This window comes from Dermacoccus nishinomiyaensis (assembly GCF_900447535.1).
GTDB lineage: Bacteria > Actinomycetota > Actinomycetes > Actinomycetales > Dermatophilaceae > Dermacoccus > Dermacoccus nishinomiyaensis.
Window position 1 is genome coordinate 1,508,653 of record NZ_UFXX01000001.1, and the last position, 16,994, is coordinate 1,525,646.

Sequence of the window (16,994 nt, forward strand, 5' to 3'; positions counted from 1 at the left end):
GCGCCCGGGCTGCGCGGGGGCGACGCAGGGACCTAGCGTCGCCGTCATGAGCACTCTCGGAGACGACATCCGGGCGCAGCAGCGGCGAGCCGACCTGCTCTCGAGCGACCTCGCACAGTCCGCCACGGATCTGCGCACGACCATCACGACGACGCAGTGGACGTCCGGTGCGGCCGACCATTGCCGCAGCGTCCTCACCTCGTTCGCCCGCGACCTCGACGCCTGCGGTGACGACGCGGCGTCGTTCGCGACCGACATCGGCCGGCACGCCGCATCGGTCGAATCGCATCAGACCAGCGTGACCAACGTCGTCATGGCGCCGATCGATCTCGCGCGCGATGGCCTGTCGAAGGTGGGCAAGGCCCTGCACCGCGACGAGAGCGAGGGTCCGTACGACTACTCCCACTACGGCGACTGGCGGGGATGACGATGACGCAGCCGTTCCTGCTCGTGCGAGCCCGTGCCGGGCAACACACGTCGTTGCTCGAGGTCACCTTCGCTGACGGGTTGTTCCGCCTCGCGAGCACCCGGGGCGCGAGCGTCCACGCCGCCGAGGACGTCGTCAGCGCCGTGCTACAGCTCGTCGTCGACGCCCCGCCCGACGCCGACGCCGACCTCGTCGTCATCGGCTGTCTGGACGAGGTCGCGACACCTTGCCTCATCGCAGCGCGCCGAGGCGGCGAGTGGTGCGACGTCGGGTTCGACGACGCAACACGCGACTGGTTCGACGTTCGCGCCGAGGTCGTGGCGGCACTCGTCGGCCTCCATGCGCAATCGGGCGCGCCGAGCGGCTGCCTCGCGGCTGGCGACGCCCAGGATGAGATGCGTCCCGACGCCGGATGGGAGCACGCCGCATGAGAGTCGACCCGCCCAGCTCGTCGGTGACAGGCACCGTCATCGCTAAGAAGAGCGCCGGCCCGAGCGCCGTCGACGCCAACCTCGCTGATCTGCGCACCCTCGCCGCCGCGCTGACGACGGCGCACGGTGACGCGAGCAGCGCTTCCACCACGAGCCTGTCGATCGGCTGGGGCCTGCCGTTCACCGGGGATGCCCTCTCCCCTGGCACGGCCACGACATGCGCCACGGCGTCACTCGATCTGGCGGCCACCCTGACGGCCACGGCGCTGCGCGCGCAGTTGCTCAGCACTCTCGTGAGCGCCTCGCTCGACGCCTACGAGCTCGCCGAAGCCTGCGCCGTCGCCCACATGAAAACAGCCATCGCGACGTACTCGCTGACGGTGACTCTGGCGAAGATCTCGATGCGCCAATGGACCGGCAACGCGCCCTCGCCCGATACGACCGCGATGATCGTCGGTGACGTCGTCGCCATCATCGACGCGAGACTGCCGGGTTCGTACGAGGAGAATGTCGCCGGCATCAACATCGGCCTCGTGCGTGCGCTGGGCACTCCGAACCCCGTCACCACCTCGATCGTCAGCGGGCCCGATGCGCCCCGGCCCGCACCCGCAGTGCGCAGCGTCGGCCAGAGCATGGGACGCATCGACGATCTGTACGAGAACGGCAACGACTCCGCCCACATCCAGGTGCAGCGCGTCGTCGACCCGGCCACTGGCCAGGGCCGCTGGATCGCGATGATCCCCGGCACCGCGACGTTCTCCTGGAACGCCCGCACGCCACTCGACGGCTCCGGCAACGTTGCCGCCGCGGCGGGTCTCGTCAGCGGTGGCGAAGTCGCCGTCCGGGATGCCTTGCGCGATGCGATGCAGCGTGAGGGCGTGCTCGGCAAGGGCGAGCCGGTCATGCTCGTGGGTCACTCGCAGGGCGGCATGGTGATGACGAACCTCGCGCGCCGTCGCTCCGACGGTCTCAACGTCACCCACGTCACGACGTACGGTTCGCCGGTCGGGGCCGCCAAGCTCCCCGCGGGGGTGCGTACGCTCAACATCGAGAACTCGGCTGATTTCATCCATCGCATCGACGGGCGGGCCACCGGTGACGGCGACCCTGGACGCGTCCGACTCGTCATCGACGACCCGACGTCGGCGGTGACCGCGAAGGGTTCGACGAGCATCATCGAGCCGCACTCGCACGAGAAGTATCGGTGGAACTACGAGGCCGTCATGGGTCAGGAACGCGGACGCCCCGGCCCGCCGAGCGCCGCCGTCGACTTCGAGACCAGCGCGGCGCCGTTCTTCGAGGGCGAGGCTCGCACCTACCGGTACGACGCCTCGCGCGAGCCCGGCGTCGAAGCAACGCAGAACGCCGTCACGCCGACGCTGACGTGCACGTCGGAGACGACGCACAAGCCGTCACCGACGCCGAACTTCGGCGTCGGCCCCGCCGGGCAGTACCGGGTGACCTCGCCATGACCGCGCCCCTCCGCGATTACTGTCCCCACCGGCGATTTTCGTCTGCAGTCGCGGGGCCGCTGCCGGTGCGCCGTCAGGGCCTGGAGGCCGGGCTGACGGTTTCGTCCCCGGCGCTCTACGTCTCGACGTTCTCCACACCGGTTGCGGGGATGGCGCGGTCGCCGTCACCCGGGGCGGCACCGTCGAGCAAGTGGTCGATGAGGAACCGCGACGTCTCACGATGCCAGCGCGGCGCGCCCCACAGCATCGCGTGCCAGCCCGGCATCGAGACGAAGCGGGCGTCGCCCCCGAGGGCCGCGACGTCGTCGATGAGCTTCTTCGTCGCGACGGGGTTGGTCACGGTGTCGCGTCGGCCGTGGATGCCGAGCAGCGGGATGGTGCGGAACGTCGCGGGCTCGGACGCTTCTGCCGCCCACGGCGCGAGCGCCACGACGGCGGCGACGTCCTCGCTGCTCGCGATGTCGAGCGCGACCCGCCCACCCATCGAGTGGCCGGCGATGGCGATCGGCACGCCCGGGTAGCGATCGCGCAGCTCGCCGAGAGCCCAGCGTGTGTCCTCGACGGCCGGCTTCTCCGGCTCGTTCCACCCACGGACGGCGAGGCGCAGCGTCGCACCCCCGATTCGGCCGTGGCTACGACGCTCGACGTCGCGCGCGAACGGCACGATGCGCAGGTAGGCGGGGTCACCGCGACGCATCCGCAGGTGACCTTCGACGTCGCCTCCGTGGACGAACAGCACGATCGCCTCGGGGTGACGCACGCGCGGCATCGTCAGCAACGGACTCGCGACGACGGCCGCACCACCGCGCTTCGTCGTCGCCGGACGCTGTGGCGCCTCCACGCTCAGGGGGGCGTCGACGGCAGCCGAACCGTCTTGCGCGGGAGCGTCAGGAGCGGCGGCACCCCCGGCGCCGGCCCGCCCGCCGTCGCGGTCCGCCCTGCCGTCATCCTGCTCGTCCCCGTCGTCCTCACCCTCAGGACGATGCACGTGCGGCATGGGCGTCGGCGGGTTGGTGGACGCCAGCACGTCGGACTCGCGACGCGTCGTTGCGGCACGCTGCGGTGCCCTCACGGCGTCGGCGTCGTCATCGACGGTGACACCGTCGAGCGCCTCGTCGCCGAGTTCGTCGTCGCGCAGCAGCGCATCGGCGGCGTCGGCGGCGAGGCCGACCACTTTGTCGCCGAGGGAGGTCTCGTCGACGGGGGTGGCTTCACCGTCCGGTACGCGCGGAGAATCTGCTTGCCCCGGGGCGACCTCGACCTCGAGCTCGGAGCCGAGACGACGGCTGAGCTCGACGGCCGCGCGCGCCGGCAGCGACGTGACGTCGTCGTCGCTCTCGTCGGCCATCGTCAGACGTCGGTGCGGTGGAAGGAGGAGAAACTGCGGCTCGCGGTGGGGCCGCGCTGGCCCTGGTAGTGCGAGCCGTATTCGGAGCTGCCGTAAGGGTGTTCGGCGGGGGACGTCAGCTGGAAGAAGCACAGCTGGCCGATCTTCATGCCCGGCCACAGCTTGATGGGCAGCGTCGCGACGTTGCTCAACTCGAGCGTCACGTGGCCGGAGAAACCGGGGTCGACGAAGCCCGCCGTCGCGTGCGTCAGCAATCCGAGGCGACCAAGCGACGACTTGCCCTCGACACGAGCGGCGACGTCATCGGGCAGCGTGATCTGCTCGTAGGTCGAGCCGAGGACGAACTCGCCGGGGTGCAGGATGAACGGCTCGGACGCGTCGACCTCGACGAGGCGCGTCAGTTCCGGCTGCTCGGCGGCGGGGTCGATGAAGGGGTACTTGTGGTTGTCGAACAACCGGAAGAACTTGTCGAGGCGCACGTCGATGCTCGACGGCTGGATCATCGACGGTTCGTACGGGTCGAGCACGACCCGGCCGGAATCGATCTGGCTCTTGATGTCACGGTCCGAAAGCAGCACACGGCTACGGTAATCGACGCGCGTCTGCCGCGGCCCCGCTCTCACTCATCGGCGCCGTCGGTGGCGAGAGACCGACACACCGTCCGTCATGACATGCACGTACGGCGCGGACGCGCTAGAGTACGAGGCGCTTGATCGACGCGCCGGACGTTCACCAGGACGGGCGCCGGACAGGCAAGAACCCCGCCGTGGCGGGGCTCGCGAGTGTAGTTCAATGGTAGAACATCAGCTTCCCAAGCTGAATACGCGAGTTCGATTCTCGTCACTCGCTCCAAGCATGTGAAAGGGGCCGGATCCGATGGGATCCGGCCCCTTTCGTCATTCTTGCTCGGCCTCGCCGGGACGCGAGGTCGGCTGTGGCTCCTTCGAGCACTGCGCACACCGCCCCAGCAGCGCCCCGTGCTCGGCGTCGAGCGTGAACCCCGTCAGCTCCTTGATTCTTGCGGCGAGTGGCGCGAACTCGGCCACGTCGACGTCGACGAAGCGCCCGCACGTGTCGCACTGCAGGTGCGCGTGGGCGTGAGGCTCGGCCACGTGCCCGGTGACCTCGTGCCCGGCGGCATCGCCCTCCCCCGAGTCCCCATCCGATGCACCAACATCGGCCTTCGCCCCCTCACGCGCCACGTCGGCCGCCAGGTGGTAGATCGTCGCGCCGCCCGGAACGTGGGTGTGCGTGACGATGTCAGCGTCGACGAGAGCCTGCAGCGAGCGGTAGATCGTCGCGCGGTGGATACCCGGTTCGACCTCGTCGACGAGCGCCGCGACGGCGTCGGCGTCGGCGTGACCCGGTTCGCGGCTCAGCACGTCGAGGACGGCGCGCCGCCCCGGCGTCACGCGTTCTCCGCGGGCCCGCAGTCGCGCGAGGGCTGCGTCGCGGCGGGCATCGCTCGGGCTCGCGTCCGCGCGCAGGTCAACGCTCGCTGCAGCACCACGTGCGTCAGGGCTTCGAGGGGTCATGCCTCCATCGTCCGGGCTCCCCACCGGCGAGGCAAACCGAGCACTCAGCACATCGTCACGTACTCATGAGTAGACTTACCGGCGAGTAGCGCCTGGATCATCGCGCTGCACCCCTACCGATCTCGGAGGACATCTTGTCTCACTACAAGAGCAACGTTCGCGACCTTGAGTTCAACCTCTTCGAGGTCTTCAACCGTCAGGACGTGCTGGGCACCGGCATCTACGAGGACGTCGACGTCGACGTCGCGAAGGACATCATCGGCCAGGTCGCGAAGCTCGCCGAGGGTGACCTCGCGGCGAGCCTCATCGACTCCGACCGCAACCCCCCGGCCTACGACCCGGAGACCAAGTCGGTCACGATGCCGGAGTCGTTCAAGAAGTCCTACAAGTCGTACATCGACGCCGGCTGGGGCATGCTCGACGCCCCCGTCGAGCTCGACGGCATGAAGGTGCCGCCGTCCGTGCGCTGGTCGCTCGCCGAACTCGTCTGCGGCGCCAACCCGGCCGTCCACATGTTCTCCGCGAGCTACGCGTTCGCGTCGCTGCTGTACTTCATGGGCAACGACGAGCAGAAGAAGCTCGCCAAGCACATCGTCGACGGCGGCTGGCACTGCACGATGGTGCTGACCGAGCCCGACGCCGGTTCTGACGTCGGCGCCGGCCGCACGAAGGCCACGCAGAACGACGACGGCACGTGGAACATCACGGGCGTCAAGCGCTTCATCACCTCGGCCGAGTCGGACATGGTCGACAACGTCGTCCACTTCGTCCTCGCCCGCCCTGAGGGCGCCGGCCCCGGCACGAAGGGCCTGTCGCTGTTCATCGTCCCGAAGTTCCACGTCGACCTCGAGACGGGTGAGCTCGGCGAGCGCAACGGCGCATACGTGACGAACGTCGAGGACAAGATGGGCCTCAAGGTCTCCACGACCTGCGAGGTGACGTTCGGTGACGGTGCACCCGCCGTCGGCACGCTGCTCGGCGACGTCCACGACGGCATCGCACAGATGTTCAAGGTCATCGAGAACGCCCGCATGTTCGTCGGCACGAAGGCGATCGCGACGCTGTCGACCGGCTACCTCAACGCGCTCGAGTACGCCAAGGAGCGCGTCCAGGGTGCCGACATGACGACGCCGCAGAAGGACGCGCCGCGCGTCACGATCACGCACCACCCGGACGTGCGCCGCAGCCTCATGCTGCAGAAGGCCTACGCCGAGGGTCTGCGTTCGCTCGTCATGTACACCGCGTGCCAGCAGGACGTCGTCGACCAGGCGACGAAGGGCAACCCGGCCGCCGAGCTCGAGGAGGGCAGCCCCGCCGAGATGGCGGCGCGCCTCAACGACCTGCTGCTGCCCATCGTCAAGGGCGTCGGTTCGGAGCGCGCGTGGGTGCTGCTCGGCACCGAGTCGCTGCAGACGTACGGCGGGTCGGGCTTCCTCAAGGAGTACCCGCTCGAGCAGTACGTGCGTGACGCAAAGATCGACACGCTCTACGAAGGCACGACGGCCATCCAGGGCCTCGACTTCTTCTTCCGCAAGATCGTCAAGGATCAGGGTGTCGCCCTCGGCATGCTGCAGAAGGAGATCGAGACGACGATCGGCCAGGCTCCCGAGGCCCTCAAGCGTGAGGCGGGTCTGCTCGCGCAGGCCGCGACGGACCTCAAGGACATGGGTGAGTTCATGTTCGGAGCCGCGATGGGTTCGCTCGAGAAGCCGACCGAGGCGTACAAGATCGGCCTGACGTCGACGCGTCTGCTGCTCGCTGCGGGCGACGTCGTCATCGGCTGGCTGCTGCTGCGGGCCGCCATCGTCGCGCAGGCCCGCCTCGAGGCGGGCGACGCCGGCAAGGACACCGACTTCTACACCGGCAAGGTTGCCGCGGCGCAGTTCTTCGCGCGCACCGTGCTGCCGCGCATGGCGTCGGAGAAGGCCATCACCATCGCTGAGGACGGCTCGCTCATGGACGTCCCGGAGAGCGCTTTCTGATCTGACCTCACCGGTCTCGACCAGAACCGCTGCGGCCCGGCTCCCTCACGAAGGGAGCCGGGCCGCAGCGGTTCCGCGACGCCCCACATGACGCGTAGACGCACGATGTGGGGAGATCGCGGGCGCACCGCGACCCACTCGGTGCGCAACTGCAACGAGTGGGGGCGCGCGTCAGGCGTCGATCGCCGCCACCGCGTGACGCGCGATGGCAAGCTCTTCGTTCGTCGGCACGACGCACACGGTCACAGGCGATCCTGCCGCGGAGATGATGCGCGCGTCATGATCGTCGGCGCTGTTGGCGGCTGCGTCGAACGTCACGCCGAGCCACCCGAGACGGCGACACACGGCCTCGCGGATGGCGGCGTTGTTCTCGCCGACGCCGGCGGTGAACGTGATGACGTCGACGCCCTCGAGCGCCGCCGCGTACGCGCCGATGTACTTGACGAGCCGGTGCACGTAGACGTCGAATGCGAGCTGCGCCGTCTCGTCACCGTCGTCGACGCGCCCCATGAGGTCGCGGAAGTCGCTTGACCCCGTCAGCCCGAGGATGCCCGACTTCTTGTTGAGCAGCTTGTCGATCTCGTCGACGCCGAGCCCCGCGACACGGTTGAGGTGCAGGACGACGGCCGGGTCCATGTCGCCACCACGCGTGCCCATGACGAGGCCCTCGAGCGGCGTCATGCCCATCGACGTGTCGACGGCGCGGCCCCCGTCGATCGCCGAGATCGACGCGCCGTTGCCGAGATGGCAGATGATCTGCTTGAACCCCTCGACGGGACGTTCGAGAAACTGTGCGACCCGCGCCGAGACGTACTCGTGCGACGTGCCGTGGAAGCCGTAGCGACGGATGGCGTGCTCCTTCGCGAGCTTCGCGTCGATCGCGTAGGTGTACGCGGAGGCGGGCAACGTCGAGAAGAACCCGGTGTCGAACACGGCGACCTGCGGCAGGTCGGGAAAGATGCGCCGAGCCGCCTCGATGCCGAGCGCGTGCGCCGGATTGTGCAGCGGCGCAAGGGTTCCGAGGCGTTTGATCTCGTCGAGCACGTAGTCGGTGATCATCTCGGGGCCCGTGAAGTTGCGCCCGCCGTGCACGACGCGGTGACCCACGACGACGACGTCCGCGTCCTCGATCGGCAACCCCGTCTCGGCCATGACCTTCGTCATCTCCTCGAGGGCGACGCCGTGGTCGGCCATGTCGACGTCGTGCGTCGTCTTCTCGCCGCGGTACTCGTGCGTGATCGTGCCGCCCGAGTCGCCGACGCGCTCGGCGAGGCCCTTGACGACGAACTCCCCCGTCACCGGGTCGACGATCTGGTACTTGAGCGAACTCGACCCCGCGTTGATGACGAGGACGTTGCCGGCCCCGCCGTCCCGCTCGCTGCTCGGCGCCTGCGCCACGTCGTTCATGCCTTCTCCTCCTGCGCCTGCACGGCCGTGATGGCGATGGTGTTGACGATGTCCTCGACGAGCGCGCCGCGCGACAGGTCGTTGACGGGCTTGTTGAGCCCCTGCAGCACCGGGCCCATGGCGACGGCACCCGCCGAGCGCTGCACGGCCTTGTACGTGTTGTTGCCGGTGTTGAGGTCGGGGAAGATCAACACCGTCGCGCGCCCTGCGACGGGCGAGTCGGGCATCTTCGACTTCGCGACGCTCGGTTCGACGGCCGCGTCGTACTGGATCGGCCCGTCGACGGCGAGTTCCGGCGCGCGCTCGTGCACGAGTTCGGTTGCGGCCCGCACCTTCTCGACGTCGGCGCCGCTGCCGGAGGTGCCCGTCGAGTACGACAGCATCGCGACGCGCGGCTCGATGCCGAACGCCGACGCCGTCTTCGCCGAACTGATCGCGATGTCGGCGAGTTGCTCGGCGTTCGGGTCGGGGTTGACGGCGCAGTCACCGTAGACGAGCACCTGATCGGCGAGCGCCATGAGGAACACGGAGCTGACGATGTCCGCGTCGGGGGCTGTCTTGATGATCTCGAAGCTCGGCTTGATCGTGTGGGCCGTCGTGTGCGCGGCGCCGCTCACCATGCCGTCGGCGAGCCCGAGGTGCACCATCATCGTGCCGAAGTACGACACATCCTGCACCGTCTCGCGGGCCAGCTCGATCGTCACGCCCTTCTTCTTGCGGATCTCGGCGTACTCGGCGGCGAACTTCTCGACGAGCTCCTCGTCGTGCGGGGAGACGATCGAGGCGGACGAGATGTCGAGGCCGTTGCTGCTCGCGAGCGCCTTGATCTGCGTCTCGTCACCGAGGATCGTCAGTTGCGCGATGCCACCACGCAGCACCTCGTCCGCGGCCTTGAGGATGCGCAGATCGTCACCCTCGGGCAGGACGATGTGCTTGCGGGCACTGCGCGCGCGATCGAGCAGACGGTGGCCGAACATCAGCGGCGTGACGGCGGCCGCCTCGTCGATGTCGATGGCGGCGAGAAGGCCGTCGGCGTCGATGGCTTCGCCGAACGCACGCAGCGCCGTCTGCTTCTTCACGACACTGCCGGAGCTGAGGGCGCTGCGCGTGCGCGCCAGGGCTGCCGTCGTCTCGAAGGTGCCCGAATCTGTCACGAGGATCGGCACGTCGAGCTTCGTGCCGTCGAGCAGCTGCTGCACGCTCTCCGGCGGGCGATAACCGCCCGTCAGGACGATGGCGGCGAGCCCGGGGAACGTGCCGGACTGATGCGCGAGGACGAGCCCGGGCAGGATGTCGTAGCGGTCGCCGGGGGCGATGACGGTGACGTCCTCGACGAGGCGCGTCAGCACGTTCGGCAGTGACATCGCAGCGACGACGAACCCGCGCGACTCGCGCTGCAGCCACTCAGGATTGCCGCGCCACAGCTCGGCCCCGGCGGCTTCTGCGAGCGCCGCGACGGTGGGTGCGACGAGCAGGGGCACCTCGGGAATGACGCCGGCGACGGGCACGGACGCCGTCTCGGCGTCCTTCGTCAGGGCGAGGCGGATGCCGGTGACGTCCCCGCTCGTGGCGCGGTTGACGACGATCGCGACGGGCGTCGCGTGCCTCGCGCGCAGCTGTTCGCAACCCATGACGGCGACCTGCGCGATCTGCTCGGGGGTGCGCTCGCGCCCGTGGACGACGAGGACGACGGGCGCGCCGAGGTTCGCGGCGACCATGGCGTTGATCTCGGCTTCGCGGCCGGTCGAGACGTCCGCGAAGTCGCTGCCGAGCACCATGACGAGATCGGCGTCGGAGGACACCTCGTCGAAACGGGCCAGGATCGTTGCGAGCGAGCCCGACTCGTCATCGTGCATCTGGTCGTAGGTGACGCCGAGCGCGTCCTCGTAGGCCTGGTCGACGGCCGGGTGCGACAGCAGCAGGTCGACGACCTTGTCGCGGGTGCTGGTGGCGACGGGCCGGAAGATCGCGATGCGCCCGGCCTGGCGCGAGAGGAGGTCGAGCAGCCCGTAGGCCACGGTGGACTTGCCGGTTTCACCTTCGGCTGAGGTGACGAAGACACTGCGCGTCATGGTTTCCACCCTAGGCGAGAGCGGTGACAACCCGTCCGCGACCTTGGTCCTGTGCGTCGGGCGACGCGTCCGCCCGAGTCAGCCGTGCGGCGGTACCGATCACCACACCCGACGAATGTGGAGAAAATCGCAGATGTGGATAGGAATCGCAGATGGGTCAGGGGTTCGCGGCGAGCGCAGCCAGGCGGCGCAGCGCGAACTCGTAGCCCTGGACACCACACCCGACGATGACGGCCACCGCCTTGTCGCTCAAGTACGAGTGGTGCCGAAACGCCTCGCGCGCATGGACGTTCGAGATGTGCACCTCGACGAACGGCGCCTCGACACTCGCGAGAGCATCCCGGATGGCGACACTCGTGTGCGTGTACGCCCCCGCGTTGATGACGATGCCCGCGCTGTCGTGACGGATGCGCTGGATCTCGTCGACGAGCGCCCCCTCGTGGTTGCTCTGGAAGCACTCGACGCCGAACCCCAGCTCGTCACCGACCCGCGCGGCGAGCGTCTCGACGTCAGCGAGGGTGTCGGCGCCGTAGATCGACGGTTCGCGCTCACCGAGCAGGTTGAGGTTCGGGCCGTTGAGGACGTGCAGCGTGCGAGTCATGGGCCCATTGTCGTCGGGTTCGGGCGACGGATCCAGGTGGTGCCTCGGTGGTGGTTCCGCGACGCCTCGGGCATCCGTCACACCGCGTCCGCGCTACGCCCCGTGCTGCGGTGACCGAGCGCCCCCACCGTCACGACGAGCAAGCCCATCGCGACGGCAACGATGACGAATACCGGTGTACTGCCGTGGTCTTCGAGCACCGGCAGCAGGATGAACGGCAAGAACGCCGTGACGAGCTTGCTCAACGAGTACGCCGCGCCGGCAGCCGTGCCACGGATCGCCGTCGGGTACGAATCGGCGAGATACACGTGGTACGCGTTCGAGAACAGGTTCGACGCGCACGAGTACAGGAAGCCGGCGGCGATGATCTGAGCCGTCGACGACGCGAATCCGAACCACAGGCCGAAGATCGCCATGAGCGTCGCCGTCGCCATGACGAGGTACTTGCGCTCGATGCGCTCGACGATCGGCACGGCCAGCAGCGACCCGAGCGGGTAGCCGAGGTAGCTGAGCGCGACGAACAGCAGCGAGCTCGTGACGCTGTAGCCCTTCGCGACGAGGACGAGCGGCGCCACTGTCCCGAAGCCGTAGTAGCCGAACACCTCGAGGGCCGACAGCAGCCACAACATGATCGTGCGCTTCGTGTACGGCGCCTTGAACAGCGACGCCATCGAGACCTGACGGGACGCGACGGGCGTGAGCGACGCGTCCGGCTCGGCGAGGGTGTGGCCCTCGGCGCGCGCGGCGTCCTCGAACTCGCGGGTGATCGCGTCGGCCTCGTCGTGACGGCCCTGCGCCTCGAGCCAGCGTGGCGACTCGGGCAACCCGGTACGCACGGCCCACACGACGATCGAGCCGATCGCGCCGAAGACGAACAGCCAGCGCCACCCGTCGATGCCGAACGGCGTCATCGGCACGAGCCAGCGCGCGAGGAAGCCGACCGTCGGCACCCCGAGGAAGCTGATCGTGTACGCCCACGAGATGAACTGCCCGCGCTTGTTCTTCGGCAGGATGTCGGACAGGTAGGAGTCGCCGAGCGCGTACTCGCCGCCGATGCCGATGCCCGCGAAGAACCGCGTGATGACGAGCCACGCCGCGTTCGGGCTGAACGCGCCCGCGAGCGAGAACGCCGAGTAGAGCGCGAGGTTGACCATGAACGCCTTGCGCCGCCCGATGCGGTCGGCGAGGCGCCCCATGAACAGCGCCCCGATGAACTGCCCGATGAACGCCGACGCGAGCACCCACTTGAGCACGTCGCCCTTCAGCGCGAAGTCTTCCTTCAGCACCGCGGCGATCGTCGAGGCGAGAAAATTCTCGTACGCGTCGAAGAACAACCCGAGGCCGATGACGCCCGTGGCGAGCAGATGCTTGCGTGTGATCGGGAGCCGGTCGAGGCGTGCGGCGACCGACGTCCCCGTCGCGGGTGCCACCGACGCATTGGGCAGCGATGCTTCTGTCATCGCGGCAGCCTAGCCGCGGTGAGACTCGCGCACTAGGTTGAGGTCGGACAGCGATACACGGCATGCGGTCGGCTCGGGCCGACCGCATGGCGGTGGCGACGGACGGACGATGCTCGGCCGCCACACCCACGTGACGAGAGGACACCCGAATGCAGCGCGAATCCCGCGACGCTCACATCCGCCGCTACTACGAGGTCGTCGACGCCGGCGACGTCGAGGGCGTGCTCGACATCTTCACCGACGACGCCACCTACTGCCGCCCCGGATACGAACCCATGGCCGGCCGCGAGGCGCTGCGGGCGTTCTACTCGGGCGATCGCGTCATCGAATCGGGGCGCCACAGCGTCACGTCACTGCTCATCGACGGCGACGAGGCGTTCGTGCGCGGCGAGTTCAACGGGGTGCTCAAGGACGGCAGCGACGCGCACCTCGAGTTCGCCGACTTCTTCCGCTTCGGCGTCGACGATCGCATCGCCTACCGCCAGACGTACTTCTACGCTCCGCTCGTCTGACGCCGGGGCACGCTTCGAAGGGGTGCTGACGTCACGTCGGCGGAGCATCGATTCCTCGACGTGCTGAACACCGCCCGTGCGGGCGCACTGCCTGAGAGCGGCGACCCCGCATCGCCGAGTTGCAGCTCCCGGGGCCGGCAAGAGCAGACGTGATCGTCAGACGCCGCGCAGGTCGAGCGTCAGCGTGCGGGGGCCGTCGCCGGTGATGACGAGGGGGATGCCCCAATCCTGTTGGTAAAGATGGCAGGCGGCGTGCTCGGGCACCTCGCCGGTGTCGGGGTCGCCGTCGCAGGCGGCTGCGCGGACGCTGACGTGCAGGATGGCCGAGCCGACGCTCTCGTCGATCGTCAGCGTGCGCGTGAGCCCCTGCTGCTTGCGCGCTCCGTCGCGTAGGAACGCCTCGGGAGAGCTGCTCACCTGCAGCATCGTCGGGTCGCCGTAACGGTGGTCGAGTTTCTGCCCCGCCGGCGGCGTGAACGTGACGACGAGTTCCACTGCGCCCGAGGCGATCTCGCTCGGCGGGCGCTGCGTCTGCTGCGCATCGCCCTCGATGCGTTGCGCTTCGGCGGTCAGCGCCACCGGCGTCAGACGATGGGCGTTCGACTCGACGACGAGCAGGTGTGCATCAGCGTCCACCTCCCCCGGGACGACGATGACGTCGCTCGGTTCGGCCAGGCCCGTGGCGAGCGTCGTCACCTCGCCGCTCGACGGGTCGAAGCGCCGAATCGCGCCGTTGTACGTGTCGGCGACGGCGACGGATCCGTCGGGTAGTTCCGTGACACCGAGGGGATGCTGCAGCAGCGCCGCGTCAGCCGCGCCGTCGACGTGGCCGAAGTCGAACAACCCTTGCCCGACGTGGGTGGTCACCTCGAAACCCTCGTCGCTCACGCTGAGGCTGCGCAAGGCACTCGTCTCGGAGTCGGCGACCCAGACGTGTGAGCCGTCCGCGCTCGTCGCGAGACCGCTGGGCTGCGCGAACCAGGCGTCGTGGGCGGCGCCGTCGCGGATCCCCTCGTTGCTCGTGCCTGCGAGCACGGCGACGGTGTTGAGCTCGGGGCTCTCGCCCAGATGCAGCGCCCACAGCTGGTGCGTGCCCGCCATCGCGATGATGACGCGGTCGTGCCACCACGCGAGATCCCACGGCGTCGACAGCGCCTGACGCAGCGCCGGGCCGCCGCCGTCACGTTCGCGCAGCTGCTCGCCTGTGCCCGCGACGGTGCGAATCCGCCCGTCACTCAACCGAATCGCCTTGATCTCGTGGTTGACGCTGTCCGCGACGAGCAGGTCGTCGCCGGTGCGTGCGCGAGCCTCTTCGGGAAGGAGCAACAGCCCCTGTGGTTCGTTGAACACCCCCGGGCCGCCGTAGCGCGCGAGCTCCGTCTCGCCGTCCTCGGCGAGGTGCACGACCTGGTGGTGCGCGGTGTCGCTGACGAAGAAACCCCCGCTCGTCAGGTGCTCCCCGGCACCCGCGGAAGAGGCGGCGTCGTCCGCGCTCTGACGGCCCGTGGGCTGCGCCTGCACCGGGCGCGCCGGCGCGGTGATGACCTTTCCCGGGAAACGCAGCAACGTCTCGGGGGCAGGCGGCGCGACGTACGGACCGTCACCGCGACGCAGCGTCCCCTTGGTCGTGTGCTCGGCGATGAGGTCGTCGATGAGCACGCTCAATCCGTGCGCGTGTCCTTCACCGGACATCGACGCGACGATGTAGCCCTCCGGGTCGAGGACGACGAGCGTCGGCCACGCGCGCGCCGCGTACGCCTGCCACGTCGTGAGGTCGGGGTCGTCGAGGACGGGGTGGTGCACCGCGTACCGCTCGACGGCGGCTTCGAGGGCATCGCGATCGGCCTCGTGCTCGAACTTCGGCGAGTGCACGCCGATGAGGACGAGCTGGTCGCCGTATTTCTCTTCGAGCGGGCGCAATTCATCGAGCACGTGGAGACAGTTGATGCAGCAGAACGTCCAGAAGTCGAGGACGACGACCTTGCCGCGCAGGCTCGTCAGCGTGATGTCGGCGCCGCCGGTGTTGAGCCAGCCCCGCCCCGTCAGTTCCGGCGCCCGAAGTTTCATGACCGCTACCCTACGCGCCCGATCTTGCGTCACGAACGCATGCAATACCGCGCGTTCACGACGCAAGATCAGCGGCTGCACCGGCCAAGGCTGACTCACGTCGCCGAGCACGTCGCCGATCAACACCTGACGCTTGAGCTTGGGCAGCAGCCGCAGGGCGTGCATCATCGCCTCGGGCCGCGCCATTCGTCGTTGCGCCACCATGCTGAGGACGGTCGCCGCCGCACGATCACTGCGCAGCCATGACGCCAACCGCGCAGGCCTGCCAGCATCACCGCCTCTCGCCGTCAGCCCAGGCGGAATTGCCGGCGTTGAGCACGGCGGCCAAGATGGGTGATCGTTCGTCTCACCACCCAGCTGTGAGCACGTGCACCGCCTGTGTCCCGAGCATGCGGAATCGCCCCGCGACCACGTGCGTCCGGATCTGATGACGCGTGATGCCCAGCTGACGCAGTTGCCCCCCGCGAGACCACCCCGAACGTCGCGGACGCCAGTTCACAGGCGTGGGCGTCGGCGTGGGTCGTCTGCGCTGAAGTCACCCTCCGAGGGTGCCCGGATCGGGGTGGCGCGCGCTGAGGCCCTGTGGGCAGCCGGATGTTGTGTCATGAACGCACGGTGTGGCGCGCGTTCATGACGCAACATCCGGGGCGGCGGTCAGAGGCGACGGTCGCTCAGGACGGGGAAGGCCTCGCGGGTCGCGGCGACGTCGTCGAGGTCGATGTCGAGGGTGATGGTGCGTTCGCCGCGCCCGGCTTCGGCGAGCACCTCACCGGTCGGCGAGACGATGGCCGAGTTGCCGCCCATCTCCGTACCGGCGTGCGTGCCGGCGGTGTTGCAGGCGATGACGAACACCTGGTTCTCGATGGCGCGAGCCTGCAGCAGCGTGCGCCACGCCGCGATGCGCGCAGCCGGCCAAGCGGCAGGGATGACGAACACCTGGGCGCCCGCGTCGACCTGCTTGCGGTACAACTCGGGAAAACGCAGGTCGTAGCACGTCGACAGACCAACCTTGACGTGGCCGTCGGGCGCAGCCGCACCACCCCTCGCATCGTCGGCGACACTCGCGGCGGGGGCATCGTCCACCTCGCTGGAGGTGCTCATGTCGCCGTCGAGGTTGACCCCCGCCAGTTCGGCGCCCATCGCCCATTCGCTCTGTGACGCCTCGACGCAGGCCTCGGGGTTCGCCGGGTCGCAGACGGCGCCGTCGTCGGCTGCGACTTCGGCGGCCATGGCGCCACCGGCCCTGTCACCCAGCGCCAGGTCGAGGACGATGACCTCCTCGCCGGCTTCTAGCAGTTTGGGTTCGCCGTTGCCGAAGCCAAATCGGTGGATCTTGCGGTAGGTGCCGACGAGGTCGCCGTCACGGTCGAACATCAGCGAGGTGTTCCACAGCCCGCGCCCCTCGGGGCCCTTCTCGCCGGGCTTCTCGATGATCGAGCCGGCGTGAACGAATGCGCCGACGTTCGCCGCGGCCTCTGACAACGCCCGCGCGACGGTCCCTTCGACGCTCTGCGCCTTCTCGTTCCACGCCGGGTAGTCGAAACCTCCGGCGCTCCACAGTTCCGGCAGCACGACGAGGTCGGCGCCCTTCTGCGACTCGACGAGCGACGCGACGCGTTCGATGCGCGCCCCCATCGGCTCCGAATCGGTGTAGGCAAGCTGGATGACGGCGACGCGCAT

General features: G+C 69.0%; 14 protein-coding genes and 1 tRNA gene. 6 read left to right on the plus strand and 9 right to left on the minus strand.

The window, feature by feature from the left end; all coding sequences use genetic code 11:
• Window positions 1–46: 46 nt before the first annotated feature.
• The 3 genes from DYE07_RS07035 to DYE07_RS07045 are packed head-to-tail and all read left to right on the plus strand — an operon-like array spanning window position 47 to window position 2,330.
• The gene (locus DYE07_RS07035; protein ID WP_040015042.1) at window positions 47–427 is read left to right on the plus strand and encodes a hypothetical protein; all 381 of its coding nucleotides are present in this window, start codon (window positions 47–49) and stop codon (window positions 425–427) included.
• Complete coding sequence (locus tag DYE07_RS07040) at window positions 424–858, plus strand: hypothetical protein (RefSeq protein ID WP_006947121.1); 435 nt, start codon at window positions 424–426, stop codon at window positions 856–858. The genes DYE07_RS07035 and DYE07_RS07040 overlap by 4 nt, the downstream gene beginning before the upstream one ends.
• The gene (locus DYE07_RS07045) at window positions 855–2,330 is read left to right on the plus strand and encodes a lipase family protein (protein WP_131940421.1); all 1,476 of its coding nucleotides are present in this window, start codon (window positions 855–857) and stop codon (window positions 2,328–2,330) included. The genes DYE07_RS07040 and DYE07_RS07045 overlap by 4 nt, the downstream gene beginning before the upstream one ends.
• A gap of 115 nt (window positions 2,331–2,445) precedes the next feature.
• Here the strand turns inward: DYE07_RS07045 and DYE07_RS14970 are convergent, their stop codons facing one another.
• Window positions 2,446–3,678 carry an alpha/beta hydrolase gene (locus DYE07_RS14970; protein ID WP_006947111.1) on the minus strand — a complete coding sequence of 411 codons (1,233 nt, stop codon included), beginning with the start codon at window positions 3,676–3,678 and terminating at the stop codon, window positions 2,446–2,448.
• Between the two features lie 2 nt (window positions 3,679–3,680).
• Window positions 3,681–4,256 (minus strand): dCTP deaminase, encoded by a 576-nt coding sequence (gene dcd / locus DYE07_RS07055; RefSeq protein ID WP_006947114.1) that lies wholly within the window; start codon window positions 4,254–4,256, stop codon window positions 3,681–3,683.
• Between the two features lie 200 nt (window positions 4,257–4,456).
• Here dcd and DYE07_RS07060 point away from each other — a divergent pair.
• Window positions 4,457–4,530, plus strand: a tRNA-Gly gene (locus tag DYE07_RS07060).
• Window positions 4,531–4,574: 44 nt separating this feature from the next.
• Here DYE07_RS07060 and DYE07_RS07065 read toward each other — a convergent pair.
• Window positions 4,575–5,213: a Fur family transcriptional regulator gene (locus DYE07_RS07065; RefSeq protein ID WP_083603802.1), complete on the minus strand. Its 639-nt coding sequence runs from the start codon at window positions 5,211–5,213 to the stop codon at window positions 4,575–4,577.
• 134 nt (window positions 5,214–5,347) lie between these two features.
• On the opposite strand from DYE07_RS07065, the gene DYE07_RS07070 reads away from it, so the two are divergent.
• On the plus strand, window positions 5,348–7,195 hold the full coding sequence (locus DYE07_RS07070) for an acyl-CoA dehydrogenase (protein ID WP_074039714.1): 1,848 nt from the start codon (window positions 5,348–5,350) through the stop codon (window positions 7,193–7,195).
• A gap of 171 nt (window positions 7,196–7,366) precedes the next feature.
• Here the strand turns inward: DYE07_RS07070 and DYE07_RS07075 are convergent, their stop codons facing one another.
• The 4 genes from DYE07_RS07075 to DYE07_RS07090 form a co-directional block, all read right to left on the minus strand.
• Window positions 7,367–8,602, minus strand: coding sequence for an acetate/propionate family kinase (locus DYE07_RS07075; RefSeq protein WP_115296633.1), 1,236 nt, complete (start codon window positions 8,600–8,602; stop codon window positions 7,367–7,369).
• Window positions 8,599–10,674, minus strand: coding sequence for a phosphate acetyltransferase (gene pta / locus DYE07_RS07080; protein ID WP_115296634.1), 2,076 nt, complete (start codon window positions 10,672–10,674; stop codon window positions 8,599–8,601). Before pta ends, DYE07_RS07075 begins: the two co-directional genes overlap by 4 nt.
• A 157-nt stretch (window positions 10,675–10,831) precedes the next feature.
• On the minus strand, window positions 10,832–11,275 hold the full coding sequence (gene aroQ, locus DYE07_RS07085; RefSeq protein WP_006946921.1) for a type II 3-dehydroquinate dehydratase: 444 nt from the start codon (window positions 11,273–11,275) through the stop codon (window positions 10,832–10,834).
• A 77-nt stretch (window positions 11,276–11,352) separates the two neighbouring features.
• On the minus strand, window positions 11,353–12,735 hold the full coding sequence (locus DYE07_RS07090) for an MFS transporter (protein ID WP_006946954.1): 1,383 nt from the start codon (window positions 12,733–12,735) through the stop codon (window positions 11,353–11,355).
• Between the two features lie 149 nt (window positions 12,736–12,884).
• Between DYE07_RS07090 and DYE07_RS07095 the strand changes: the two genes are divergently transcribed.
• Window positions 12,885–13,247 carry a nuclear transport factor 2 family protein gene (locus DYE07_RS07095; protein WP_115296635.1) on the plus strand — a complete coding sequence of 121 codons (363 nt, stop codon included), beginning with the start codon at window positions 12,885–12,887 and terminating at the stop codon, window positions 13,245–13,247.
• 156 nt (window positions 13,248–13,403) lie between these two features.
• Here the strand turns inward: DYE07_RS07095 and DYE07_RS07100 are convergent, their stop codons facing one another.
• Together DYE07_RS07100 and DYE07_RS15135 are read right to left on the minus strand one after the other, a co-directional pair.
• Complete coding sequence (locus tag DYE07_RS07100) at window positions 13,404–15,314, minus strand: NHL domain-containing thioredoxin family protein (RefSeq protein WP_115297108.1); 1,911 nt, start codon at window positions 15,312–15,314, stop codon at window positions 13,404–13,406.
• Window positions 15,315–15,968: 654 nt separating this feature from the next.
• Window positions 15,969–16,994 carry a nitrilase-related carbon-nitrogen hydrolase gene (locus tag DYE07_RS15135; RefSeq protein WP_006947062.1) on the minus strand — a complete coding sequence of 342 codons (1,026 nt, stop codon included), beginning with the start codon at window positions 16,992–16,994 and terminating at the stop codon, window positions 15,969–15,971.